The sequence below is a fragment of the Trichococcus palustris genome, from assembly GCF_900114465.1.
Classification (GTDB): Bacteria; Bacillota; Bacilli; order Lactobacillales; family Aerococcaceae; genus Trichococcus; species Trichococcus palustris.
The window spans coordinates 24,659-49,771 of sequence record NZ_FOTD01000003.1 but is presented as its reverse complement, the minus strand read 5'-3'; the positions used below and the strand labels follow the sequence as shown (position 1 = coordinate 49,771).

At 44.7% G+C, this 25,113-nt stretch carries 22 protein-coding genes; 2 read left to right on the top strand and 20 right to left on the bottom strand.

The genetic code is table 11. The annotated features are described in order from the left end of the window. Positions 1–41: 41 nt before the first annotated feature. Together BM101_RS02775 and BM101_RS02770 are read right to left on the bottom strand one after the other, a co-directional pair. A complete protein-coding gene (locus BM101_RS02775; protein WP_087030445.1) occupies positions 42–1,994 on the bottom strand; it encodes a V-type ATP synthase subunit I in 1,953 nt (650 codons plus the stop codon). Continuing rightward, positions 1,981–2,301: a hypothetical protein gene (locus BM101_RS02770; protein WP_087030443.1), complete on the bottom strand. Its 321-nt coding sequence runs from the start codon at positions 2,299–2,301 to the stop codon at positions 1,981–1,983. The genes BM101_RS02775 and BM101_RS02770 overlap by 14 nt, the downstream gene beginning before the upstream one ends. Before the next feature lie 271 nt (positions 2,302–2,572). On the opposite strand from BM101_RS02770, the gene BM101_RS02765 reads away from it, so the two are divergent. Further along, entirely contained in the window at positions 2,573–2,902 is a 330-nt protein-coding gene (locus tag BM101_RS02765; protein ID WP_087030441.1) for a hypothetical protein, read from the top strand. 102 nt (positions 2,903–3,004) lie between these two features. On the opposite strand, the gene cls is transcribed toward BM101_RS02765, so the two are convergent. From cls to uvrB, 13 genes are all read right to left on the bottom strand, one after another. Continuing rightward, positions 3,005–4,453 carry a cardiolipin synthase gene (gene cls, locus BM101_RS02760; RefSeq protein ID WP_087030439.1) on the bottom strand — a complete coding sequence of 483 codons (1,449 nt, stop codon included), beginning with the start codon at positions 4,451–4,453 and terminating at the stop codon, positions 3,005–3,007. A gap of 392 nt (positions 4,454–4,845) precedes the next feature. Next, complete coding sequence (locus tag BM101_RS02755) at positions 4,846–5,448, bottom strand: energy-coupled thiamine transporter ThiT (protein WP_087030437.1); 603 nt, start codon at positions 5,446–5,448, stop codon at positions 4,846–4,848. Between the two features lie 58 nt (positions 5,449–5,506). Further along, positions 5,507–7,186, bottom strand: coding sequence for a ribonuclease J (locus BM101_RS02750; protein WP_087030434.1), 1,680 nt, complete (start codon positions 7,184–7,186; stop codon positions 5,507–5,509). Between the two features lie 596 nt (positions 7,187–7,782). Next, positions 7,783–8,820 carry an aspartate-semialdehyde dehydrogenase gene (locus tag BM101_RS02745; RefSeq protein ID WP_087030432.1) on the bottom strand — a complete coding sequence of 346 codons (1,038 nt, stop codon included), beginning with the start codon at positions 8,818–8,820 and terminating at the stop codon, positions 7,783–7,785. A 532-nt stretch (positions 8,821–9,352) separates the two neighbouring features. Beyond that, positions 9,353–10,741, bottom strand: coding sequence for an oxaloacetate decarboxylase subunit alpha (locus BM101_RS02740; RefSeq protein WP_087030428.1), 1,389 nt, complete (start codon positions 10,739–10,741; stop codon positions 9,353–9,355). Further along, positions 10,738–11,304: a citrate lyase holo-[acyl-carrier protein] synthase gene (citX, locus tag BM101_RS02735; protein ID WP_087030425.1), complete on the bottom strand. Its 567-nt coding sequence runs from the start codon at positions 11,302–11,304 to the stop codon at positions 10,738–10,740. Before citX ends, BM101_RS02740 begins: the two co-directional genes overlap by 4 nt. Positions 11,305–11,452: 148 nt before the next feature. Beyond that, on the bottom strand, positions 11,453–11,593 hold the full coding sequence (locus BM101_RS14005; RefSeq protein ID WP_177194338.1) for an OadG-related small transporter subunit: 141 nt from the start codon (positions 11,591–11,593) through the stop codon (positions 11,453–11,455). A 34-nt stretch (positions 11,594–11,627) separates the two neighbouring features. Next, complete coding sequence (locus BM101_RS02730; RefSeq protein ID WP_087030422.1) at positions 11,628–12,743, bottom strand: sodium ion-translocating decarboxylase subunit beta; 1,116 nt, start codon at positions 12,741–12,743, stop codon at positions 11,628–11,630. Between the two features lie 23 nt (positions 12,744–12,766). Beyond that, positions 12,767–13,153: a biotin/lipoyl-containing protein gene (locus BM101_RS02725; RefSeq protein ID WP_087030419.1), complete on the bottom strand. Its 387-nt coding sequence runs from the start codon at positions 13,151–13,153 to the stop codon at positions 12,767–12,769. Between the two features lie 22 nt (positions 13,154–13,175). Continuing rightward, on the bottom strand, positions 13,176–13,517 hold the full coding sequence (locus tag BM101_RS02720) for a hypothetical protein (protein WP_087030416.1): 342 nt from the start codon (positions 13,515–13,517) through the stop codon (positions 13,176–13,178). A 375-nt stretch (positions 13,518–13,892) separates the two neighbouring features. Further along, positions 13,893–16,016, bottom strand: coding sequence for a polyribonucleotide nucleotidyltransferase (pnp, locus tag BM101_RS02715; RefSeq protein WP_087030414.1), 2,124 nt, complete (start codon positions 16,014–16,016; stop codon positions 13,893–13,895). Positions 16,017–16,237: 221 nt separating this feature from the next. Next, positions 16,238–16,507: a 30S ribosomal protein S15 gene (gene rpsO / locus BM101_RS02710; RefSeq protein WP_087030411.1), complete on the bottom strand. Its 270-nt coding sequence runs from the start codon at positions 16,505–16,507 to the stop codon at positions 16,238–16,240. Between the two features lie 150 nt (positions 16,508–16,657). Next, complete coding sequence (gene uvrB, locus BM101_RS02705; RefSeq protein ID WP_087030408.1) at positions 16,658–18,652, bottom strand: excinuclease ABC subunit UvrB; 1,995 nt, start codon at positions 18,650–18,652, stop codon at positions 16,658–16,660. A 221-nt stretch (positions 18,653–18,873) separates the two neighbouring features. Here uvrB and rpsT point away from each other — a divergent pair, with 221 nt between their 5' ends. Then, a complete protein-coding gene (gene rpsT, locus BM101_RS02700; protein ID WP_087030405.1) occupies positions 18,874–19,128 on the top strand; it encodes a 30S ribosomal protein S20 in 255 nt (84 codons plus the stop codon). Between the two features lie 115 nt (positions 19,129–19,243). Here rpsT and holA read toward each other — a convergent pair whose 3' ends face one another. From holA to coaD, 5 genes are all read right to left on the bottom strand, one after another. Continuing rightward, the gene (gene holA, locus BM101_RS02695) at positions 19,244–20,278 is read right to left on the bottom strand and encodes a DNA polymerase III subunit delta (RefSeq protein WP_087030945.1); all 1,035 of its coding nucleotides are present in this window, start codon (positions 20,276–20,278) and stop codon (positions 19,244–19,246) included. Positions 20,279–20,295: 17 nt separating this feature from the next. After that, positions 20,296–22,557 carry a DNA internalization-related competence protein ComEC/Rec2 gene (locus BM101_RS02690; RefSeq protein WP_143084411.1) on the bottom strand — a complete coding sequence of 754 codons (2,262 nt, stop codon included), beginning with the start codon at positions 22,555–22,557 and terminating at the stop codon, positions 20,296–20,298. A gap of 77 nt (positions 22,558–22,634) precedes the next feature. Next, complete coding sequence (locus BM101_RS02685; RefSeq protein ID WP_087030399.1) at positions 22,635–23,156, bottom strand: ComE operon protein 2; 522 nt, start codon at positions 23,154–23,156, stop codon at positions 22,635–22,637. Between the two features lie 59 nt (positions 23,157–23,215). Beyond that, positions 23,216–23,914, bottom strand: coding sequence for a helix-hairpin-helix domain-containing protein (locus tag BM101_RS02680; RefSeq protein ID WP_177194335.1), 699 nt, complete (start codon positions 23,912–23,914; stop codon positions 23,216–23,218). A gap of 692 nt (positions 23,915–24,606) precedes the next feature. Beyond that, positions 24,607–25,113 (bottom strand): pantetheine-phosphate adenylyltransferase, encoded by a 507-nt coding sequence (gene coaD / locus BM101_RS02675; protein ID WP_087030394.1) that lies wholly within the window; start codon positions 25,111–25,113, stop codon positions 24,607–24,609.

Genomic DNA, 25,113 nt, shown 5'->3' with positions numbered 1-25,113 from the left:
GTTTTCCATTTAATAATTCCTCCTATGTCTGCGTTTCTTTTTTATTTCTTAATATCAATATATTTTTCAGTAGCTTTGAGCGGATTCAAGGCTCTTCCGCCGCCCTCATAAAACTTCCCGAAGAATTCGACGAATGTCAGACGGGCTCCGTGAACGTAGCCGCTCAACATCGATAGACCGAAATTGATCGAATGCAGAACGACGAATAAAACGGCACCGATTGTGAATTTTGCCCATGCCGGCATAAAATCGATGATCAGGTTAAAGGCGACTGCGATACTGCCGCCTGAAACACCCAATGCCATCAGCCTTGTGTAGCTGACGATATCGCCGATGTAACTGGTGATGCCGTACAAATTGTACAGGCCAGCACCAAATCCTAACGCCTTATTGTCCGAAGCCATCGCCGTAGCCAGGACAATGCCGACAGCACTTGTGATCGCCAATGCTGCTCCGACGGTGGACAGGATCTGGCTCGGCAAGATCATCTTGCCGATTAAAAGCAGGATGATCCCTAGCAGGATACCCAACCAACCGATGCTGTCGGAAATGGCGCCCAAAGCGTTTTTGTCCCGCAAAAGCAGATAAGCCTTGATGCCCAAACCGAACATGATTTGGATGATTCCAAAGATGACAGAAATCAGTAAGATAGTGTTGGCATCATTGCTTGTCGATAACAGGACAACAGGCATCTCGATACCGAAGAATGAACCATAGACCAATCCCCATAACATCGACGGATATGACAAGAGATGGAAAAATTTAAGATTATTGCGCATGCCTTTGCCGACCTGCAAGAATTTTAACGCAATGAATGTCCCTATGAAAAGCAACAGGCCATACCCGAAATCCGCTACCATCATTCCAAAAAACAATAAATAGAATGGCGTCAGCAGAGGTGTAGGGTCGATTTCATCGTATTTTGGCATACTGTACATGGCGGTAACCGACTCGAAAGGCGCAACGATTTTATTGTTTTTCAATACTGTCGGAACGTCCTTGATTTCATCCTCTTGGACATCCTCGACCAGCAAGGCATAGGTATCGATTGGGAATTCCTTCGCTAAAGTGGCTTTGATTCCCTCAACCCTATCCTCTTCGAGCCAGCCTTGCATAACAAATAAATGTTTTTCATTCAAAAACATGAGCTGACTCTTCACGCGTTGCAATTTAGCATAGTAGTATTCAGAAAGCAGCATAAGTTGCCACTCTTCTGTCTTCATGGTTGATAGATTTTTTCGGGTCTGCACATTCAGCTCATTATTTTGCTGAATGGCAGCCTGCACATCCTCAAGCATTTCTTTCGGTGCCTTTGCATAATTGTAAGCCAGCGGTTGGAAATGCGTTTTTTCCAACAGTTGGTTCACATCGGCCTCTGCAGCCGGCTCAAAAATGAGCATGACCCCAACCGATTCTTTGTTTTGAAAAACTTCTTCGACATACGCAAATGGGCTTGCCTTCAACAGCTCACTATATTCGTTCGTGACTGATTGGGGGACTGTGCCGACTTTTACGGCTATATGCTCGAATTTCCTTGTTTCATTTGGGTTGAAGGAAAGATTTCTCCATTGAGAAAGGAAGGATTCCTCTTCGTACAACCGTTTCTTTGAATCTTCCAATTTTTTCAATTCATCTTTCAATCCGGAAACTTCCGCGATTACCGTTTCAGGTGAAAGTGCAAGGGCAGCTTTTTCCAATTCATCAAGTGACAATTCTTGTTTCTTGGTCGTAAGCTTTTTGCGCATCGAATCTTTCTCCAAATACGGTTGCAGGAAAGCCAACGCTTCATCGGCGCTTTCAAGCTGAGCATCCAATTTTTTGATACTTTGCTCGATTAATTCGCGTTCTTTCGGCGATGAAGCTGTGCGAGTATCTGTCGCTGATGGCAAATCAATGACTTCCCAACTTTGCAATGTCTGAATAGCCATCAATAGCTGTTCCCTTTTTTCGTGAAAAGAAATGAGTGTAATTTTTTTCATTTTAGCTATTGCCATATTTTCTCATCACCTCCTGAATCACTGCATTTACAAGATCGTCTTTTCGTGCTGCAAAACGGGCTTGCAATTTCGCGATTTCTTGCGCTTCGTTCTCAGAAGATTCTTTTTTCAGGACAGCAAGCAGTTCCTTTTTCTTTGCCATTTCATCTGATTGGAAGGTTGCTAATTCCTTTTCTATGTTTCTTTTCATTTCCGCAATCTTGTCTTGCGTATTTTGTTCCAGCTTGTGCAGCTTATTTTGGTAGTCCACTTCCAAGTTGACTGCATCCCGCTCGATTTTCTTTACTTCGTCTATTACATGCATTCCCCATTACACCTCCGATCGTTTGTCATTTCTGATTCACAGAAATGCTTTTCATGCATCAGTGTTATTATTATACCGTTATTGGAAGCGCCATTCAAATGTATTCCCAATCGGTTTCACTATATTGATACAATCACGTTATCATACTTAATAGGAAGAAAAATAAAAACAATTTTCTTATTCTGGACATAAATAAGATAAAACTCTTGCAAAAAAGAACGTGCGTTCTTATAATGGGTAGTGAGCAAACAAACGTTCGGAGGTAAAGAAAATGGAAAACTATCAATCCCCCGCTTCTGACAAGAAAAAATTTTTCTTGAATCCTGTTAAAGCTGTTCCTGCTGCCAATAAAAGAATTTTAGATAAAGTGATGCCGGTGCATCAAGTCATTCGTTTCGCAAATCAAGCATTCGAAAAAAACAAGACCGTTTGCATTGTGATCGAACAAAAAATGGGGCCAAAAGCCTATACAAGGTCTGCCGTTACCGGAGCCTTCAAAACCGGAGTCAACACCAACAGGCAAATTATGTTCACTTCATCAGATAAAAAAATGACTTACTTGTTGATTATCGACCAAATCTTAGCCATACAACTAGCTTAGTAAACAGAAGCTTAGCAACTCACATACAGAGACTCTTCAACCCAATTAAAAAGCCGATTTCCAAACCATTGGAAATCGGCTTTTTCTGATGTTCGTTCCACTTCAAAGGATCGGAGAGAGCAACCTTGATACGGTTTGCTTAAATTTGCGGCCTCTTGACTGTTTCGCAAAATAGTCATGCGTCGCACGGATACATTTTTTTTGATCTTCTTCAAAATTATCGATCAATTCCTGAGCAACCTGACGGTCATAAATGAAGGCATTGATTTCAAAATTTAGTTTGAAGCTGCGCACATCCATATTGGCTGTTCCCACTGAAGCTACTTCATTGTCGATGACCACCACTTTTGAATGCAGGAAACCATTCTGATACATATACACTTCTACCCCATATTCAATGATATCTTTTGCGAAATATTCGGTAGCACGATAGACAAACGGATGATCCGGTTTCGACGGTATCATGATTTTCACGGAAATACCGGATAAAGCGGCAATTTTGATCATTTCGTGCAAACTTTCATCCGGTATGAAATAGGGTGTTTGGATATAGATGGATTCTTTTGCCTGGCTGATCATTTTAATGAAACCCATCTTGATTGTCTGATTTTCATCATCCGGCCCGCTCGAGACAATTTGCATGGAGGTATTCCCCTTCTTATCCGAAATGGGAAAATAGCGATCTGCATAATCTTTCCGGTCCGCTTTTTTGGCTGCGGCATTCCAATCCATGAAGAAACGACTTTGCAGCGTGAGCACAGCATTCCCTTCAATCCGCATGTGGGTATCGCGCCAATAGCCCAATTTACCTTGACCGAGATATTCGTTCCCGATGTTGAAGCCACCTAGATAGGCGATTTCTCCATCAACGACCAAAATTTTCCGGTGATTGCGGTTGTTCGTGCGCAAATTGACGAACGGCAGTTTTGATCCAAAAAACACTTGCGTCTTTCCGCCTAGCTTTTCGAGCTTGCGGAAGAATCTGGGGTCATTCCCTCTGCATCCTAAAGCATCGTAGATGATAAGAACTTCCACCCCTGCAGCCGCACGATTTTCCAGGGCTTCGAGAACTCTTTTGCCCAACTCATCTGAACGAAATGTATAGTAAAGCAGATGGATATGGTTCTGCGCTTTGTAGATATCGTTGATGAAGGAGTTGAACTTCGTCACGCCATCTTTGATGATATCGATTTTGTTGCCTTTCGTCAAAATCGACTCATCACTCTCCAGAAACAGGATGGCTGTATTCTTGACGTAATCCGTTTCAACCATACCCGGTATCCGTTCCTCTTCCTCCAGCATCTCTATCTGGGCTTCGGCCAATTGCGACATCCCCAAACTCTTCTGCGTCTTCAAGTCATAAATATTATCCTTGGATATCTTTTTACCGACGAACAGATAGATGATAAATCCTGCCACCGGCAAAAGGATCAACGTCAATAGCCATGCCCAAGTTGCCGCGACGTCGCGTTTTTCTTTGAAGACCGTAATGATTGCTCCGATTGTATTCATAATGATGATGCCTAAAATAATCATGGCCCAAATACTCACCTTGTCACCTCAATTCAAAATAAAATGGCATTTAACCTTTAAATGCAATCATAACATACCTCACCCGAGTATAACAAAAAAGAGAGTGCAACAAAAAGCGTTTAAATAGAGTGCGATGAATCCCGTTTAGAAATCGAGCACTAAGAGGACTAACACAAAGCGGACGCTTTCTGTCCGCGTGTGATAGTCAACTTAGGCGGAGATTTCTGGGATTCAAAACACATTTAGACCCGAATCACTGGAGCGAATAAGCGGAGGATTGTCACGTCACGGACCATCTGAGTATTATTCGTGACGTGACGTCGGGTCTTCTTTTTGGAACACGTTTACGATTAATTGTTAGGAAATGGGAAAGAGGCTAGGACTTTTGTCCCAGCCTCTTCAGCAAACCATCAGTCATTCAATAGTTTTGATTTTTCTTTTCTGCTCAGGAAACGGCTGTCTCTTGGAATGAACGCTTTAGGCGCAACTTTAGCCACAATCAATAGGACCACAGCAGTAACGGCGAATGTCATCAAAAATGAAATGCCGTCCTGCCTAAAGTAATGCTCGAATGCCGACCCTTGTCCAGTCGCCGCAGCTTCTTGAAAGAATAGATCGATGACCAATTTCCATACAAAATAAACGATTGTGCCGAAGAAGGAAGCCGTTACGATATTCAGTGCAGCATTAGAAAAACGTTTATTGTTCAATGTTCTTTGCGTAAACTTTGCAAAAAATCCTGAAATTCCGACAAATGCAAAGGGCGCTATATTCGTCACGATATTTTCAAGGATATCCGAACCGCCTGAAGCTACAAAAAACTGAACAACGCCTGCAACGATCCCTGCCACTAGCCCCAGCAGTATCCCTCTGCGAAGAGAAAAGAAAACAAGCGGAAGCATCGCTAATGCGATGGCGTAGCCTCCTGCAGGGATGGTCACATACGTTAATGCAAATGCAAGCACTGAAAACAGTACGGCCTCGCCCCAAGCTTTGACATTATTTGAACCCATATGAATAAATCTCCCCTTTACGCTTTAAAACGTTACGCTAAACATCGCTATCCAAGCATCAATTTTTCTTTTGATAGTTTGATGCTTCCATTATGATCGGAAGGATTACGGGTTTACGTTTCGTCTGTTCGAAGAGATAACGGCTCAGAGAATCACGAATCTCTTGTTTTAATTTGGCCCAGTCAAAATCTTTCGTATTCAGATTTGCTTCCACAACTTCTTTGACGATTGCGGAACTCTCATTTACTAGATCTTCGCTGGCTTTCATATAGACAAAACCGCGGGAAACAATTTCTGGACCGGACAATATTTTGTTCAATCTTCTTGAAATCGTTACGACCACCACGAAAATGCCGTCTTCTGATAACAACTTACGGTCGCGCAATACAATATTGCCGATATCGCCGACGCCAATGCCATCGATCAAGACATTCCCTGCAGTCACCTGTCCGGTCATATGCATACGTCCTTTTGCATATTCAATGACATCACCCTTACCTGGGATGAAGATGTTTTTGAACGGAATGCCGACTTCATTCGCCAATCTCGCATGAGCAGCCTGCATCCGATATTCCCCTTGAACGGGTATAAAGTAAGTTGGGCGCAACAAATTGATCATCAACTTCAAGTCATTTGGCGAAGCATGCCCTGAGGCCTTAAATGTGCCCGAAATTTCTTTTACGGAAGCACCGGCACGGTAAATCATGTTCTTTGTTTTTGCAACGGTTGTTTCCATCGCCGTCGAAGGGGTTGTTGTGATGTAAACCAAGTCACCCTCTTTTAAGTTGACTTGCTTATGTTTCCCTTTTGACATTCTTTGCAGCGATTCCAACGGTTCCCCGCTGTTCCCTGTTTCCAGAATGATGACTTGGTCGTCACGGTATGAATTGATATTTTTGATGCTGACCAATAAATCCGGATCCGGCAACACAAGCTTGCCTAATTTCATCGCAACATCAACGGTCTCCACCAATGTGGGACCGGTCAAAAAGATTTTCCGATCCGCCTGCTGTGCCACATCGAAAACTTGTTGAATACGCAGAATATTACTTGCAACACAGGAAACAATAATGCGGCCTTCAGCATTTTTGAATGTATCGAACATTTCCTCCGCTACTTTGCGGTCACTTACATTTTCGACTGTCGATTCGGCATCGCCGGAATCGCTTAAAAGCGCCAATACTTTATTTTCGCCGATATCGGTAATTTTACCGTAATCGGTTCTGTACATCGGCGAAGCGCTTTGATCAAATTTGAAATCCCCGGTGTAAACGACACTGCCTTCTTCGGTCACGACACAGATCCCTACGGAATCAGGTATCGTGTGGGTTGTCCTGAAGAAACGCACCACCACCTTATCAAATTCGATTTCCGTATTTTCATCAATGACGTGATAGTCATTGAAGCCTACAGCCAATCCTGCTGATTCTACCGATAATTTTGCTAATGCAATCGTCAATTCCGTGCCAAAAACAGGAACATCGATGTTTTGCAATAGGTAAGGCAATGCCCCTACTGCATCCGCATGCCCGTGGGTTAAGAAAACACCTGCAATTTTGTTCTTATTCTCTTCAAGGTAAGTGAAATCAGGAATAACTACATCGATACCCAACAATTCATTTTCAGGGTATAAAAGTCCGCAGTCCAACACAAAAATCATGTCATCTACTTCGACTAAGTACATATTCTTCCCGTTTTCCCTTACACCTCCAAGAGAAATAATTTTAACTTTACTCATTGTACCACCTCTTATTATTCAGCATTATCTTGCTGTCATTCATTTATTTTTTCAGGAGGCTGATGGTAGACACAACGAATCCAGGCGAACTCCTCTTCAGCATCTGGAAGAAGGCCCCTATGGATATGTATGTTTTCTGCCATTGCCTGCTGTCAAACATTCTTCTTTTTTTATATCGATTATTTGCAACGCGTCAAGGACTAAGTTGCAACAATATCCGAAATCAGCCAACATACGATGGCTTCGCCAAACGAAGGCTTTACGGATGTTCCATCAGATACATTATACATGATTATTGCCAAATTTGTACTATTTACTGAAACATCCTGCCGTTATGCCGTTTCTGCGTTCAAATCTGTTGCAACAGCAGCGCATTCCCTATACACAACCACTGCCCAAGAGATTTAAATCGCATCCATTAAAAAACGGATCCTTCCCAAAATAACAATACGAGAAATGAAATAGACAGTTCATTATACCCTTTTTAGGAATATATTTCTATTTCTTAATCATACCATTTTTTAGGAACAGATCCGTTGTTCACAAAATCACTATTTGCTTTTATCGGTTACTATCCGACAACAGGATAGCAAGTTTTAGATTAATCCCATTTCAATCATTTTTTCAGCAATCTGAATTGAGTTCCAAGCTGCGCCTTTTAATAAATTGTCCGATACGACCCACATATGGAACCCGTTTTCGACATCCACATCTTTGCGGATACGTCCGACAAATGTCTCCTTCTTACCTACGGAAGTTAAAGCGGTCGGATAGACTTGGTTTGCAGTATCATCTTGAAGGATGACGCCTGGCGCGTCCTTCAAGACTTCCCAGATATCTTCCACTGTCACGTCTTTATCGTCCACTTCAAAGTAAACCGATTCCGAATGGCCTGACATTACAGGGATACGCACACATGTTGCGCTCACTTTGATGGTTTGATCACCCATGATTTTTTTCGTTTCGTTGATCATTTTCCATTCTTCGTAGGTATAGCCGCCTTCACTGAACACATCGATTTGCGGCAAGGCATTGAATGCGATTGGGAAATGTTTCTTATCCGCGCCAGAAGGCAGGATGTTCGCAACGGGTTCTTCTCCGTCCAAGATTGCTTGTGCTTGCGTTTTCAGTTCTTCCAATGCGTGCAACCCAGCTCCGCTTACTGCTTGATAAGTCGAAACAATGATACGATCCAAGCCGAATTTTTCACGGATCGGCTGTAAAGCGACCACCATCTGGATCGTGGAACAGTTCGGATTTGCGATAAGTCCGTGATTTTTTCTCAAGTCTTCCGGGTTAACTTCCGGTACGACAAGAGGCGTTTCAGGATCCATGCGGAACGCGCTCGTATTATCAATGACGATGGCGCCAGCTTTGATGGCTGCAGGCGAGAATTGTTTTGTAATGCCGCCGCCGGCACTGAACAAAGCAATGTCTACACCCTCAAATGAGGCATCGGTCGTTTCTTCAACGACCAATTCTTGCCCCCGGAATGTTTTTGTTTTTCCGACAGATCGTTTAGATGCCAACAATTTCAAACTTTTGATCGGAAAAGAAGCATTTTCCAATAGCCCTAACATTTTTTCTCCAACCGCACCTGTAGCTCCGACAATCGCAACATTATATTCTTTCATCCATAATCCCTCGCTCAATTATTTATATAGTTTATCTTTATATAGGATTGCTCCTATGTTTTCCAAAAACATTTTACCACATTTCATTAGAAAGTTTTAATCTTTTTTCAATTTGTTTCCTTTAAAAATAAAAAAATGCTCTAATCGTTCAGAAAATGCTTCCGTCATTGCCTTGGCAGCCGATTCATCCCCTTGACCGAGACATTTATTATATTTTAGCTATCATACTCGATAAGCACCTGTTTTGCAATACGGAACGCGGCACTTTCCGGCAAGGAAATCCCATTGAAACGGATTACCGAAAATATCGTGGCTGGAAAAAGAAAGAGAGTGTGACAAAAAGCGTTTAGACCCGAATCACTGGAGCGAATACGCGTAGGATGGTCGCAGACCATCTGAGCATTATTCGTGAAGTGACGTCGGGTCTGCTTTTTGGAACACGTTTACGCTCGATTCAGGGCAGCTCTCATTATCGGTTTTCCGAAGGGAAATCATTCCCCCAGCGTAAAGACGGTTCCCTCTTCGCCATAGTCTACGCATAGGTTACCGTAACCATTTGAACCGGCACATCATAGAACGGGTCTTTGCGTTTCTTCAAGAAAGGCACGGCCAGTTGCGGGAACAAGGCATACATCAATACATCCTCCGTCGATTCAGCCAGATCGCCCAATTCATCAGCAAAATCCTGCATTTTCGGTTCCAGCAGATCAGCCGGACGAACCGTCAACACTTCCTCATCACCGATGATTTTTTCTTTTATTTCTTCAGAAATCGGGCCTGGTGATTGGCCGTACAAACCTTTGACGTAGTCTTTTATTTCCTTGGGCACCATCTTGTAGCGTTCACCGCTGATGACGTTCATCAACGCCTGTGTCCCCACCATCTGTGATAGCGGCGTCACCAAAGGCGGATACCCCAGCTCTGCCCTTACAATCGGCACTTCCTTCAGCACCTCTTCGTATCTATCTTCTTTGTGTGCTTCTTTCAACTGCGCGAGCAGGTTGGATAACATGCCGCCCGGCACTTGATACAGCAATGTGTTCGGCTCAACATCCATCACCTTTGGATTCAAAAGGCCGTTGCCGCGGAATTCCTCCTTGATGGGACGGAAATAGTCCGCGATTTCTTTCAGCTTCTCCAAATCCAGACCCGTATCATAACCCAATTCTTCCAAGGCGATTGCCACGGATTCCGTAGCCGGTTGGCTGGTGCCTCCAGAGAAGGGGGAGATGGCACAGTCGATGATATCGGCCCCCGCCTCAACGGCCTTCAAGTAGGTCATTTCGGCGATGCCACTGGTCGTATGCGTATGTACTTGAATCGGCAAATCCGTCACCTCCTTGATTGCTTTGATCAAGGAGTAGGCATGGGCCGGAGTCAAGATGCCGGCCATATCCTTGATCGCGATGGAATCGGCCCCCATCTTGTCCATACCTTTCACGAGTTCCACATAATACTCATTTGTATGGATGTCGCTTATTGTGTAGCAAATGCAGCATTGGCAGTGGCCGCCATATTTTTTGATCGCTTTGACGGATGTTATCAGGTTGCGCAAATCGTTCAAGGCATCAAACACACGGATGACGTCAATGCCATTTTCGATTGATTTTTCAATGAAACTTTCGACTACATCATCCGGATAGTGTTTATATCCCAATAGGTTTTGGCCGCGCAGCAGCATTTGCAGTTTTGTCTTCTTCACATGTCTTCGGATCGTCCTCAGACGTTCCCATGGGTCCTCATCCAGGTAGCGTAGACAAGCATCGAAGGTCGCTCCGCCCCAAACCTCCAATGAAAAATAGCCGGCACCATCCATGGTCTCCAAAATGGGTGTCATTTGCTCTGTGGACATTCTTGTTGCAATCAAACTTTGGTGCGCATCCCGAAGGACAGTATCCATGAATTGGACTTTTTTTGTCATGTTAGCTTCACTCGCCCATCTTCCCGTAAAATTTTCTCGATCATTTTGAACCTTTCCTGCACGCTATGCGTCTCTTCATTTTCACACTCTTCATCGTCATCCTTTCCGCAGACCAGGCATTTGCGAGGTTCATAACCTAGTTCAGAGCGTTGGACTTCTATCATCTTCCCTTCCTCCAGATAGAATACATCGATGATGAATAGCTGCCCCATGGGTGTGCTGTCTTCGATCAGGATAGTGGCCTGTTTCACTGCGGTCGGATACGTATCCACCACCACAAAATACTCAGGCCCCGTTGCTAAATCCATTAATTTTTCATAGGTGATTTGCCACCCATTATGCGCAATCGCATTCTTGACTTCCTGTACCCCGATATCAGCGATTTGTTTCACGATGGAATTGTATTTGACGGGACCAGGAATATTGCATTTTAAAGATACCAAAGTTTGGTTGACATTCGCTTTGCTGATTTCCTCTTCAAAAAAAGCACGTTGCTCTCTGGATGCCAGCACTTCCCTGAGTGTCGGCATTTGACCTTGTAAAAAAAATGATTCTGTTCCCATAAAAACTCATTCCTTTGTCTATGTCATTTTTACTGCTTTTATTCTTATGGATTTTTTCATTTCAACAGAGGTAAGTGTGGATACACGTGAATGCAGAGGTAGGTGGTTGACGCTATCCCGGAATGTTTGTTTTGCGAACTTCTGGCTCTCATTGCTCGTTCTTGACGGGCAAGAACTTAAGCAGTGCCATGCTGGTTAAATAGAGGATAAATAAGACTAAAAATACCCCCGCCCATCCAAATGCCAATATTTCGAATGCTCCTTTCAATGCTGCTAAGTCAACTGTCATTATGATTCTCCTCTCCAAGCATACCTTCGTATAGCTATACGAAGTATGATAAAATCAATCCTCCGGCGATAACGGACGCCACTTGCCCGGCGACATTCGCGCCGATGGAATAGTGCAGGACGAAATTCTGAGGATCAGCTTCAACCGCCAATTTTTGAACAACCCGCGCTGACATCGGAAATGCCGATATACCGGCCGCCCCGATCATCGGATTGATTTTCTCCTTGCGGAAGAGGTTCAGTAATTTGGCGAATAAGACTCCGCCGATCGTATCCATGATAAATGCGATTAAACCGAATGCAATGATCATCAAAGTCTTTACATTCAAGAATTGATCGGCCGTCATTTTTACGGCAATCGTCAATCCCAAAAGAATAGAAATCAGATTCACTAATTCATTTTGGGCGGTCTGACTCAGGCGGTTCAATACGCCGCATTCCCTCAACAGATTCCCGAACATCAAAAAGCCTACCAAAGGTAAAGATGCCGGTGCAATAAAGCCGGAAACGATGGTTACGATTATCGGGAAGAAGATAAGCGTCAGATGCGATACTTGCGCTGCTTTATAGGGCATCCTTATTTTCCGCTCTTTTTCTGTCGTCACCAATTTTATTGCGAACGGCTGAATGATCGGCACCAAGGCCATATAGGAATAAGCGGCAACCGTTATGGGCCCCAACAGTTCCGGAGCCAATGCGTTTGCTACGAAAATCGAGGTCGGGCCATCTGCTGCACCAATGATACCGATGGAAGCGGCCTGCTCTAAGGTAAATCCAAATAATACCGCCAAAATGATCGTGAAGAATATACCGAATTGGGCGGCAGCACCAAAAAGGAACATGAACGGATTTTGCAACAACGGGCCAAAATCGATCATTGCGCCGATACCGATGAAAATTAATAATGGAAATAATTCCGTCTCAATCCCCGCTTTGAAGAGGACGCTTAATACGCCTTCTGTCGTGCTTCCGGCTTGCGTCACCAATCCCGAATTGGGGAAATTGACCAAGATTGCCCCAAGGCCCATCGGAACCAGCAACGTCGGCTCGTACTCCTTTTTGATGCCTAAGTACATGAGTAAACCGCCAATTGCCATCATAATCAGTTGTCCGGGTGTAACTGATGTTATCCCTTGAACGATAGTTTCCAATTATCAACGCCTCCCAAAAATCCTTATTTGATTACTACGATCGTTTTGCCGACATCGATTGGTGCACCTTTCATCGCAGGGATTGCCGTAATGGTGCCTGCCCTAGGAGCCACAATTTCATTTTCCATCTTCATCGCTTCCAGAACCGCCAACACTTGGTTCTCCTTGACCACATCACCCACACTGACTTTGATGTCCAGAATGGTGCCCGGCATTGGTGCTGTCACAGGATCCCCTTCACCACGTACCGGAACAGGTGCACTTGTCGGAACCGGAGCCTGAACGGATGCTGCAGCTTGAACCGGCCCTGCTAAGGGAGCCGAAGCGGGCGTTCCCCTCTCAACCCCTAATTCCTCCATTTCCACCATGTACTCTTTTTCATTGATTTTGATGCGGAATTTTCTTAACATATGTAGTCCCCCTTTTCTCTGTCTAATTTATTCGTTTGATGCTCTTTAAGTGAAAATGTGAATTCGGATAGTCTTCTGCCGCTAGCGCAGCTGCGATGACAGCAACGATTTCCTTTTCAGCATCGACGGCCATTACGTTTTTCACTCTGATTTTTGAATCTGGATGATCACCGGCGGCTATGCCCGATGCTATAACGGATACAAGTTCTTTTTCTTCTTCGCTGACAGGGACCAAAAACACGAGTCTGTTTGCTTCACTGATTTCCGAACGATCAGGATCATTTTTTTGTTCATATGCCGCTTCGACTGGATTTGTCGTTTGCTGTCTATTTTCTTTTTTTTGAAACCAACCAAATAAGCTCATTTCCCTGCACCCCTCCACCAATCTGATTACAGTAGGAATAATAAACCGTTATTCCTTTATCCAGCTTAAAATAACGAAGCTCCCCCACATAAGAAAGCGCTTGCATTTCCTGCTGTATGGAATGTCTTTTATTAACGTGCCCTGCCGTCAAAGAAAGCCAGGAGACCCCAAGCGCGTAAACCCTTACCTTATGATAAACCTTTTTACGAAAAAATTCATTCATATTCTATCAAAATCTGCAATTCAATCAATAAAGTTTCAAATAGGTCAGCATACCAAAAATATTTTACCAGCTATGTTTTCAGATGCAGAAAAAACAAGGATGGCGCATAATCATTTTGCATGATTATGCGCCATCCTCGCTTAACTTCATTATTATTGAACAGCATTTCCTTTTTCGTCCGCATTCAATAGTGCTTTGCGGGAAAGATTAATTCTGCCCTGTCTGTCGATTTCAATGACTTTGACTTTGACTTTATCTCCGATGGCCAAAACATCTTCAACTTCTTTGACGCGTTCATTCGCCAATTCAGAGATGTGGACCATCCCATCTTTACCTTTGGCGATTTCAACAAAAGCTCCGAATTTTTCGATGCGTTTTACAGTGCCTTCATAAATTTCGCCGATTTTGATTTCACGAGTCAATTCCTCGATGATTTGTTTTGCGCGCGCAATCATCGCTGCGTCAGCTGAGGCGATGCTGACGTTACCTTCTTGATCGATATCGATCTTAACGCCTGTTTCGTCGATGATACTGTTGATTGTGTCTCCGCCTTTACCGATAACGACTTTGATTTTTTCTGGTTTGATTTGCATCATTTCGATCTTAGGTGCATATTGAGATAACTCTTCGCGTGGAGCAGGTATGGTGTTTGTCAATTCCGCAAGGATTTCCATACGTGCTTTCTTCGCTTGCATCAATGCTTCTGTCAGGATCTGCTCAGTGATGCCTTGGATTTTGATGTCCATTTGCAGCGCAGTGATACCTTCGCTTGTACCGGCAACTTTAAAGTCCATATCGCCCAGGTGGTCTTCAAGGCCTTGGATGTCTGTCAATACCGTATAGTTTTCGCCTTCCATAACCAAGCCCATTGCGATGCCGGCTACTGGCGCTTTGATTGGAACACCAGCATCCATCAAGGCTAAGGTGCCAGCACAAATACTGGCTTGCGAAGAAGAACCATTTGATTCCAACACTTCCGCAACCAAACGGATTGTATATGGGAATTCCGCTTCAGTAGGAATGACCTGTTTCAATGCGCGCTCGCCTAAAGCACCGTGACCAATTTCACGACGTCCCGGGCTGCCTGCTCTACCTGTGCTCCCAACGGAGAATTGCGGGAAGTTATAGTGATGGATGAACCGTTTGCTTTCATCCAAGCCTAAGCCATCAATGATTTGATGTTCTCCCAACGGTGCCAAAGTACATGCTGATAGGGCCTGTGTTTGTCCACGAGTGAATAAACCGGATCCGTGAACGCGTGGCAATAATCCGACTTCAGATGCCAAGGGGCGGATTTCGTCGACCTTACGTCCGTCTGGGCGGATTTTATCCACCGTAATCAGACTACGGACTTCATCTTTTTCCATGTTTTCAACGATTTGGCGGATTTCTTTCACGACTGGAACGATTGTTTCAGAATCCATATATTTTTCGGTGAAGAACTCATTTGCTTCCTGTTTGACGGCTTCGATAGCATCTTCGCGCGCTAATTTTTCTTCCGTCAGGATGGCTGCCTTCATTTTTTCGGCATAGGCAGCGTTTATTTCTGCAACTAATTCTGGATTTAAAGCTAGCAGCTTAATCTCCATTTTCTCTTTGCCGACTTCAGCAACGATTTTATTTTGGAATGCGCATAATTCTTGGATAGCTCTATGGCCAAACATCAATGCTCCCAGCATATCTTCTTCATTGACCATCGCCGCGCTGCTTTCGACCATGTTGATGGCATCATTTGAACCGGCAACGGTCAATTCGATATCCGAAACTTCATTTTGCGCCGGCGTTGGGTTCAACACGTATTCGCCGTCTACACGTCCTACGTTTACACCAGCGATTGGTCCTGCGAAAGGAATATCGGAAATGGCCAATGAAAGGGATGAACCGAACATAGCGGCTAATTCTGGTGAGCAGTCTTGTTCTACGGACATGACGATGTTTGTGATCTGTACTTCATTGCGGAATCCTTCTTGGAACATAGGACGGATCGGACGGTCGATCAGACGCGCTGTCAACGTTGCATTTTCGCTCGGGCGTCCTTCCCGCTTGATGAATCCTCCCGGAATCTTACCGACGGAGTACATTTTTTCTTCATAGTTCACTGTCAATGGGAAGAAGTCTGTATCTTTCGGTTCTTTTGATCCTACCGCCGCTGTCAACACGACCGTATCCCCGTATCTTACTAAAACGGAACCGTTAGCTTGTTTTGCCATTTGTCCAATTTCAACTTGCAGTAATCGTCCTGCCCAGTCCATTTGGAATACTTTTTTTTCTGACATATTATCAATCTCCTTTTAAAATGCTTCCCATCTACCTACTACTAAACAAATGTCAATTTACCGGTTTAATAAACTCACATTTGCATAGTAGTGGTTTGTAGAGCGGGAGCCACTACCTATTATATCTGATTGCACTCATTTTTTGCATATATTCAAAAAAATTCTAAAAAAAAAAGCGAGATTCACCTAGGAATCTCGCTTTAACAGTCTTAGCGACGAAATTAACGGCGTAAGCCTAATCTTTGGATTAATTCACGGTAACGTGCAACATCTTTGTTACGTAAGTAAGCTAACAAGTTACGACGGTGACCAACTTTTTTCATTAAACCACGGTATGAATGGTGGTCTTTTTTGTGAACGCGTGCGTGTTCATTTAAGTGATTGATTTCATGCGTAAGAACTGCGATTTGCACTTCTGGGGATCCAGTATCTCCTTCATGAACAGCGTATTCTTTGATGATTTCATTCTTAAGTTCTTTTGAAATTGCCATTTTCTTCACCTCTTTCTTATAGTTACCTTGTACTGAGTAAAACGTTGGTGAATCGTTTAACCAAGTTGAAGGTCGTATGTCTAATACAAAATAAATAGTAACGTATTTTTTGTAAGATTGCAAGGCTTAATTCTTGTTTTTGCCGACTGCTTACAAACCTTTGTACTCTGCTTTCAATTCCAATACGATATCACGGATTTCAGCCGCTCTTTCGAAGTTCAGGTCCCTGGCCGCCACACGCATTTCTTTGTCCAGCTCCTCGACGACAGCCCGGCGTTGTTCCATCGTCATCTTTTTGTATACATCTACGGTACTGGCTTCGGCTTCGATGCCTTCGGCGGCATGGCTGATGCTGATGCGGTCACGGATTTCCTTGATGATCGTTTTCGGCACGATGCCGTGCTCTTTGTTATAGGCCTCTTGGATGGTGCGGCGCCGATTCGTTTCCTCGATGGCCCGCGCCATTGAATCGGTTATCCTGTCGGCATACATGATCACTCGCCCGTTTTCGTTTCGGGCTGCCCGTCCGATTGTCTGCACCAGTGACCGCTCGCTGCGCAAGAAGCCTTCTTTATCCGCATCCAAAATGGCGACCAACGATACTTCCGGCACATCCAGGCCTTCCCGCAACAGGTTGATTCCGATCAGGACATCGAATTCGCCTAACCTAAGTTGCCGAAGGATTTCGCTCCTTTCCAGCGTTTTGATGTCGCTGTGCAGGTATTTCACTTTGATGCCGACTTCCTTCAAATAATCGGTCAAATCCTCCGACATCTTTTTCGTAAGGGTCGTGATGAATACCCGCTCATTGCGCTCGGAACGGATATTTATTTCGCTGATCAAATCATCGATTTGCCCCTTGATTGGACGCACCTCAATGATAGGGTCCAGTAACCCGGTCGGCCGGATAATTTGCTGCGCAATAAGAGGGCTCTGTTCGTATTCATACGGTCCCGGAGTCGCTGAAACATAGATGATCTGGTTGACCCTCTCTTCAAATTCCGAGAGCATCAGCGGTCTGTTATCCAATGTACTCGGTAATCGGAAACCATATGCGACCAGATGCTCTTTTCGAGCCCTGTCACCATTATACATCCCGCGTATTTGGGACATGGTGATATGGGATTCGTCGACCACAGTCAGATAATCATCCGGGAAGAAATCCAGCAAGGTGTAAGGCGGCTCACCCGGTTCGCGGCCATCCATATGCCTGGAATAGTTTTCGATCCCATTGCAATACCCCATCTCCATCAGCATCTCCAGATCATAATTGGTCCGTTGCTCCAATCTTTGGGCCTCCAATAGTTTATTCTCTTCGCGCAACACCTTCAGACGCTCCTTTAGTTCTGCGCGGATGGTGTCGATGGCGTGCAAGGTTTTTTCTTCGTTCGCAACGAAGTGGGTCGCCGGAAAAATCGGGAAATGCTCCACATCGTTCTTGATTTCGCCGGTCAGGACATCCACTTCACGGATTCTGTCGATTTCATCCCCAAAAAATTCGACGCGTATCGCTTCACTATCCCGGGAAGCCAAGAAAATTTCGACGACATCCCCCCGCACACGGAACCTTCCCCGCTGGAAGTCGATGTCATTCCTTTCGAATTGCATGTCCACCAGACGGCGCAGCAATTCATTGCGGTCCATCTCCATGCCTTGCCGGATCGATAGCACGTGTTCCTTATAATCCAGCGGGTTGACCAACCCATAGATACATGAAACGGAGGCTACCACAATGACGTCCCTGCGTTCCAGCAAGGAGCTGGTGGCTGAGTGGCGCAATTTGTCGATTTCATCATTCACACTGGATTCTTTTTCGATATAGGTATCACTGGATGGGACATAGGCTTCCGGTTGGTAATAGTCATAGTAGCTCACGAAATACTCGACTGCGTTGTTGGGGAAAAATTCTTTCAGCTCACCATACAGTTGGCCGGCCAACGTTTTGTTGTGGGCGATGACCAAGGTGGGCTTATTGACTTGTTGGATGACATTGGCAATCGTAAAGGTTTTTCCAGTACCGGTGGCGCCCAACAGCGTTTGGGCGCGTTCCCCTTGATTCAAGCGATTGACAAGCTGCAAGATGGCTTCCGGTTGATCGCCGCTCGGCTGGTAATGGGAAACTAATTCAAAATGATCGTTTATCATAGGTCTCTGCTGCTCCTCTTTGCTTACTTATATCACTATTCTATCACCCAAACATACTTTCGTACACTTTGCAGACTTCCGCTCTCATGGTGACAACATTTCCGTCGCTAAAAATAAACTGTTTGAATTTTTATTGCATAATGTTTCAAAGTTATGTATAATATGGCGTGTTGGCAAATCTGCCTGATAGTCACAGAAATACGGAAAGAGGGGTGAACCCAATGCCAAATATCGATTCAGCAGTCAAACGTGTTCGTACTAGCGAAAAAGCTAACCTACAAAACAACGCTCAAAAGAGTGCTATGCGTTCAGCTATCAAGAAATTTGAAGCAGCTGCAGCAGAAAGCGCTGAAAACAGCGAAGAATTATTAAAAGCAGCAGTTAAAGCTGTCGATGTAGCAGCTTCTAAAGGTTTAATTCACAAAAACAAAGCAGCTCGCGACAAATCACGTTTAGTTAAAAAATTAGCTAAATAATTCCTTTGAAATGAACTATTTTAAAAGAATAAAAAGTGCAGTTCCTGACTTATCAGGCACTGCACTTTTTTGTTTTGTTGTTTCCGTATTCGCCGATGAAACGGGTCTTTCCGCGCTATTTTCTTTGGGCCGCATTCGCGAATTGGATCAAAAACAATTCAAATTGGATTTCCTTCAGACCCTGTCCCGTTTTCATTTTATATTCCGTCTCCACCAACCCCTGGAAAGCATCCGCCAAAACGCTTTCCGAGAGATTCCGGACTTGTTGTACGGCCAATTTCACCCGGTAAGGATGCACCTTCAGCACCTTTGAGATATCGGTCTGCTGGTACCCTTTTTTCAACAGCAATTTGGCCTGCAGCAACAGACGGAACTGTCCCAATAATATGGCGTTAATTTTGATGGGTTCCTCTTTTTGAAGCAACAGATCACGATAGATTTGAATAGCCTGATACGTATCGCGTTGCAGCACTTGCGTCACCAATTCAAAAATGTTTTGTTCCAGATTCCGGGACACCAGATCGACCACCATCTGTTTGGTGATTTTCTTCTCCTCCGCCCCTGCCAGGAATAGTTTCGGCAGCTCCCTTATCCCGCGTGATAATTGATTATCCACGCGTCCAAAGAACAGTTCCTGGGTTTCCCGATTGATTTGGTACCCTTCGTTCTTGATCATTTCCGCTAAAAATTTACGGGCGTCCTTTTCTTCCAAGGGAGAAACATCGACCGTCACAGCCGCTTTTTTCAGCAATTTGGATATTTTTTTCCGGCTGTCCAATTTTTCGTACGGCGCGAAGATGGCCAAAACGGTGAATTCTGAAGGATGATCCAAATAGTTTTCCAACCATGCCACGTCATGTTCAAGCGTATTTTTTGACTTTTCCGCCGTTAAAAAATAGGGGTTCTCGATGATCACCAGCCTCCGGTCCCCAAAAAAAGGCAGCGATTCCGCATCCTCCAAGGCTCGGTCCAACGGAACTTCCTCCATGTTGAAAATGCCGGTATTCAATTCTTGGTCCGCTTCATCCACAACCGACTTCAGCAATGTCTGCTTTGCTTCCTCTATAAAATAATCTTCTTTTCCCAAAAACAAATAAACTTGCTGAAATTCGCCTTTTTTTATTTTTGTCATTTCAACTGTATAATTCAAATTCACACCACAATCCGTTACTCAAATTTTTGATTCGTCATTATCGTCTGCCATTCGGACTTCCCTGGCCCATACGTAAAATGGATTGCACCTTGCTGATCCGTTCTGAATATGCGTATATTACGCCCATCAAGCCTGCCCAACACGGTAGCATCGGGGTGACCATAAGCGTTGTTGTCCCCCACTGAAATAAGCGCAATCCTAGGTTTTAGGCGGTTAAGAAACATTTCCGAACTGGAAGAGGAACTGCCGTGATGGCCGATTTTTAAAACGTCCGCTTCCAGCAAGGGGTAGGCCGCAAGCAACTTCTTCTCCCCCGCTTCGCCCAGATCACCGGTAAACAGCCACCTGAAGCCAGCGATTTCGGTGAAGATGACCATTGAGTCCTCATTACCGCCTTCCCCCTTTTCGAGGGGCGCCAAAACCTGAAGGGTCATATCTGCCTCTATGATTATATCTTTTTTCCCTATGATCGGATACAGCCGTACGTCAGCTTTTTGAAGTTTCAGCAATACCTTGTTGAGCTCCGCACTTTGCTCCGTCCCTTTTGGAAAATAAAGTTCATCAACCTTTATCCCTTGGGACAATTCCAGCAAAGAACCGACATGGTCGCTATCCGCATGCGTCAAAAAGACCCTGTCCAATTTCTTTACCCCCTCGGCTTTTATGGCGGAAAGAAGTTTTTTTCCGGCAGTGGCGGTCTCATCCCTGATTTGCCACTCTTCCTTTTTAAACGCGACGGTTCCGCCCGTGTCGATCAAAACCGTCTTCCTTTGGTAAGGGGTTATGAACAGGAAGGAATCCCCCTGGGCCACATCCAACATGACGACTTTCCCAAACGGATTCAGATGCACGGATGATGAAAAGATGAGAATCGCCAAAGCTGTTCCAGCAACCGCCTTATACCCTCTTCGATTCTGTTCAATCTGAACCAATAAAATAAGGATGAATAATCCGACCATGACAAAATACAGCATGGCCGGTCGGCCTGTTATCGTTTGAGACACCCGGAAATCGCCGCACCAACCGGAAAAGTCCTCCAGAACAGTCAAAACAGCGTCTGTTACCCCTGCGAAGAACCTCAGAAGCTCCGTCCCAGGGAAGAACAGAAGTGCGCTGAAAAGCACCCAAAACAAAGGGAAAAGCACCCACGAGAAACAGAAGGAGAAAACCACGTTCACAAAAACACCCATCCAGGATACTTCAAAGAAATGGTAACTCAAAATCGGAAAGGATACAACCGTCATGATGAGCGTGAGCAAAATATCTTTTAGGACAGGTTGCATTTTCCAATTGCTGCAGGCCGGCGCAATGAAATACAGCACACCGGATAACAGATAGCTTAATTGGAAACTGGCTGTGTAAATCGTTGCAGGATTCATCCAGACCGCCAATAAGATCGTTATCGCAAAAGCATCCTTGGCTTCTAGCTGTTGATGAAAGATCCTGCCGAACAATAAAATAAAGTGCGTGCAGATGGCCCTGAAAATCCCGACTCCCCAACCGGTCAGAAGCCCATAACCGATCAAAAAGACCACCAATAATTTATTTGTCGTTTCATGCGTCACCTGAAGTCTTAAAAGGATATAGCCGATCTGAACCAGCAACAATTGGATATGCATCCCCGAAATGGAAAACAAGTGCAATAATCCGATTTCCCTATAATTGTCCAAGGCCTCTGCGGCAATCGTATGTTGTTGATTAAACAGCATAGTCTGGATATAATCGGCCGCTTTTGGCGACGGCAATTTTTCCAACAGGAGAATGATCTTCCTGCGCAGAATGGAAACAGCCTTCCAGACTGAACGGTCCTCTGCCCTATGCTCGATGGTTTGGATGTTTACGATCCAATGGACCTTTTTTTGTTCAAGATAGTCCGCATAGTCGAACTGAAAAAGATTGCTTTCTCCTTCCGGTTTCTCAAATGCCACTTTTGCGACAAGTTTTTGCGGAACCGCCGACTGCTCCCACTGTATTTTTTCTTCTTCGGTCTTCAATTTATAATAATAGACGACTTTTTCTTCGGCATCATGCCACCGCAGCATCGCATCACCCGAAAGCAGATCGCCGTTGATCCGCATCCGATTGGGATCAATCTCCAACAGGACGGTTTTCGGTTCAGCGGCGCTTGCCGCATCAAATTCAGATACAGTTGTCAGATGATGGAATCGCAGGCTGCCTAAACTGATCAAGACGATGCCGCAGGCGATGGCCAGTCCTTGTTTGGAGCGGAACATCACTAGCCGCAACACCAATAACCCCAACATCAGCCAGGCCATTCCATCTCCGGGACTGTCGCTGAGCGTGGTGATCGGAAAGACGATCAAGGCGGGTAAAAGTAAATACCCCTTAATGGTTAGCCATCATGATGATGTTCACACTGGTCGGTATGTTTATGCTCACCATCATCATTTCGTTTTTTATGTTTCAACAATTGGAAAAAATAATCCGGATCTAACGGTACCTGTTCGTAGGGTATATTCATTGTCTCTAATAAGTGTAGGGCATACGGGTCATTGTGGTAATCTTCCAGATAATAGATTTTCTTGACGCCGGCCTGCAGAATCATTTTTGTGCACTGCAAACAAGGAAAATGGGTAACGTATATTTCAGAATCCTGTGTTTGGACACCGAATTTCGCACACTGCAGGATGGCGTTCATTTCTGCATGTATCGTCCGGACACAATGGCCGTCCACCATATAGCAGCCGTCGTCGATGCAATGGACATCTCCGGAAACACTGCCGTTGTACCCCCCCGCTATGATGCGCTTATCTCTGACTATTGTGGCACCGACTTCCAGCCGTTTACAGGTACTTCTTAATGACAATAGTACGCTTTGTGCCATAAAATATTGATTCCAAGGAATTCTTTCCATGCGCTAACCTCCACCTATTTATAAAATAAGTATACAAGAGCCTCCCCGCTGTTTCAATTTTATTTTGAACCGACCGTTATCGCCTCTTTGAAACCCTCGAACGTTTTTTCTCCAATTCCTGAAACTTCCATGATATCCTCAATCGTCTGAAAAGAGCCATTCTCCTTGCGATAGGCAATGATCAATTCCGCTTTTTTCTCGCCGATGCCTGTCAGTGTCTGCAGTTGGGCAGCGTCGGCAGTATTTATGTTCACTTTTTCCGACCCGGTTTCGCCTTCCGTTCCCGTATATTGTTGGGAAACTTCATTTCCGTCGGCAACCGTACCCGGATCTTCCCCGATTGTCGGGATGTAAATGACCATCTGATCAGTAATCCTTTGCGCCAAGTTGACCGCCCTGTCATCAGCTGTTTCGAGCAGCCCACCTGCCAAAGCAATCATGTCCACGACACGCATATTTTCATCTCCCTGATAAACGCCAGGGTTTTGTACGGCCCCCTTGATGTCCACCACCACGATTACGTCTGTACCAGAATCAATCCCTTCACCTGGAAGGGAGGCTGTTGTATCAGCAACAGCCTTCTTCCCGCTTTCCGCTAAATAAGTCTGGTCCAACAATAATTCTTCAGCGTCATCCTCCCCCTCGCTTCCCATCGCAAGCAGGGCGAAGCCAAGGATGCCGAACAGCAGAAGAACGCCCGTGACCAAAAGCAACGCTAGTTTTTGGTGAATCCTTATCCAATCCTTGAAAAAAAGCAAACCATCACCCCTTTCTGCACCTATCTCTAAAATACGCCATAATCGGATGATTTCATTTACGGAAGCAAGAAAAGCTGAACGGGTTCGTTCAGCCCTGATTAAGGAAACACTGTGACCTAGTCGGTCAAGTACTCTGATGTCACAGTGCGACATCAGAGGGCCTTACTGCTATATATTTTGGATATCCAGTTGACAGGACTAAGCGATTGAAATCGCAAGAATCATGACAATTTAGGAAATCGTGCCCTGCAACTTCCCCTACGTTCACCTTATACTGGGGCTCTAAGGGATGAATCCCTAAGAGTCCCATGCAAATGAGCATCGTAGAGCGCAATTGCTGAGAGACTTCCAAAAATAAAGGAATCAACGTGACCGTACCGGTCAGTTACTCAAACGTCACAGTGCGACGTTTGAGGTGCTTCTTGGAATCTTCTTTAGATAGCAAAGATGACAAGAACCATGACAAGTCGAACAGTATGTCTTGGCTCGTAGAGCCAAGAGGACCCTTAATCCCTTTTCCGAAGGGCTAACCCGTGAAGCTAGCCAACCCTTTTGATACGTGGAACATTTTACAAATGTGTGAAACACCTCCGGTGATGCACTACTGAGATTAAAATATTTTATAAATTCCTATAAGCAAAAAAAGCCTCCTAGGATTTTCATCTCAAGGAAACTTCTCAGAATTCAACTATTCATTTTTTCTTCAGATAGGCGCTGTCCTGATATTTTTTTACGATAGCCTCATTTACGACTGTCGGAACCAGCGTGGAAACATTGCCCCCAAACATCGCCACTTCCTTTATCAGGCTGGAGCTGAGATACCGATAGTTTTCGGAGGACAAAAGGATGACCGTTTCTAAATCAGGCGCCTGCAGTTTGTTCATGGAGGCGATGTTGTGCTCATATTCAAAGTCCTTTACATTGCGGACGCCACGCAGCAAAGCACAAGCTCCCAGTTCTCTCGCCATATCAATCGTCAGGCCGCCGGTATGTTTGACCACCCGGACAGACGGGATATCCTTCAGAGCCTCTTCCGTTAAAGAAATGCGTTCATCCCCATCGAACAAGGACTGTTTTGTCGTATTCGTCGATACCGCCAAAATAACTTCATCAAAGACGATCAGGGCACGTTTGATTGTATCTACATGTCCATTCGTCAATGGGTCGAAGCTACCGGCGAACAGGGCCACTCTCTTCAT

What these genes read in the sequence shown, in the direction of transcription:
- BM101_RS02775 (WP_087030445.1), bottom strand. Translation starts at nt 1,994, where the DNA reads ATGGCAATAGCTAAAATGAAAAAAATTACACTCATTTCTTTTCACGAA.
- BM101_RS02770 (WP_087030443.1), bottom strand. Translation starts at nt 2,301, where the DNA reads ATGCATGTAATAGACGAAGTAAAGAAAATCGAGCGGGATGCAGTCAAC.
- BM101_RS02765 (WP_087030441.1), top strand. Translation starts at nt 2,573, where the DNA reads ATGGAAAACTATCAATCCCCCGCTTCTGACAAGAAAAAATTTTTCTTG.
- BM101_RS02755 (WP_087030437.1), bottom strand. Translation starts at nt 5,448, where the DNA reads ATGGGTTCAAATAATGTCAAAGCTTGGGGCGAGGCCGTACTGTTTTCA.
- BM101_RS02750 (WP_087030434.1), bottom strand. Translation starts at nt 7,186, where the DNA reads ATGAGTAAAGTTAAAATTATTTCTCTTGGAGGTGTAAGGGAAAACGGG.
- BM101_RS02745 (WP_087030432.1), bottom strand. Translation starts at nt 8,820, where the DNA reads ATGAAAGAATATAATGTTGCGATTGTCGGAGCTACAGGTGCGGTTGGA.
- BM101_RS02740 (WP_087030428.1), bottom strand. Translation starts at nt 10,741, where the DNA reads ATGACAAAAAAAGTCCAATTCATGGATACTGTCCTTCGGGATGCGCAC.
- citX (WP_087030425.1), bottom strand. Translation starts at nt 11,304, where the DNA reads ATGGGAACAGAATCATTTTTTTTACAAGGTCAAATGCCGACACTCAGG.
- BM101_RS14005 (WP_177194338.1), bottom strand. Translation starts at nt 11,593, where the DNA reads ATGACAGTTGACTTAGCAGCATTGAAAGGAGCATTCGAAATATTGGCA.
- BM101_RS02725 (WP_087030419.1), bottom strand. Translation starts at nt 13,153, where the DNA reads ATGTTAAGAAAATTCCGCATCAAAATCAATGAAAAAGAGTACATGGTG.
- BM101_RS02720 (WP_087030416.1), bottom strand. Translation starts at nt 13,517, where the DNA reads ATGAGCTTATTTGGTTGGTTTCAAAAAAAAGAAAATAGACAGCAAACG.
- pnp (WP_087030414.1), bottom strand. Translation starts at nt 16,016, where the DNA reads ATGTCAGAAAAAAAAGTATTCCAAATGGACTGGGCAGGACGATTACTG.
- rpsO (WP_087030411.1), bottom strand. Translation starts at nt 16,507, where the DNA reads ATGGCAATTTCAAAAGAACTTAAGAATGAAATCATCAAAGAATACGCT.
- uvrB (WP_087030408.1), bottom strand. Translation starts at nt 18,652, where the DNA reads ATGATAAACGATCATTTTGAATTAGTTTCCCATTACCAGCCGAGCGGC.
- rpsT (WP_087030405.1), top strand. Translation starts at nt 18,874, where the DNA reads ATGCCAAATATCGATTCAGCAGTCAAACGTGTTCGTACTAGCGAAAAA.
- BM101_RS02690 (WP_143084411.1), bottom strand. Translation starts at nt 22,557, where the DNA reads ATGGCCTGGCTGATGTTGGGGTTATTGGTGTTGCGGCTAGTGATGTTC.
- BM101_RS02685 (WP_087030399.1), bottom strand. Translation starts at nt 23,156, where the DNA reads ATGGAAAGAATTCCTTGGAATCAATATTTTATGGCACAAAGCGTACTA.
- coaD (WP_087030394.1), bottom strand. Translation starts at nt 25,113, where the DNA reads ATGAAGAGAGTGGCCCTGTTCGCCGGTAGCTTCGACCCATTGACGAAT.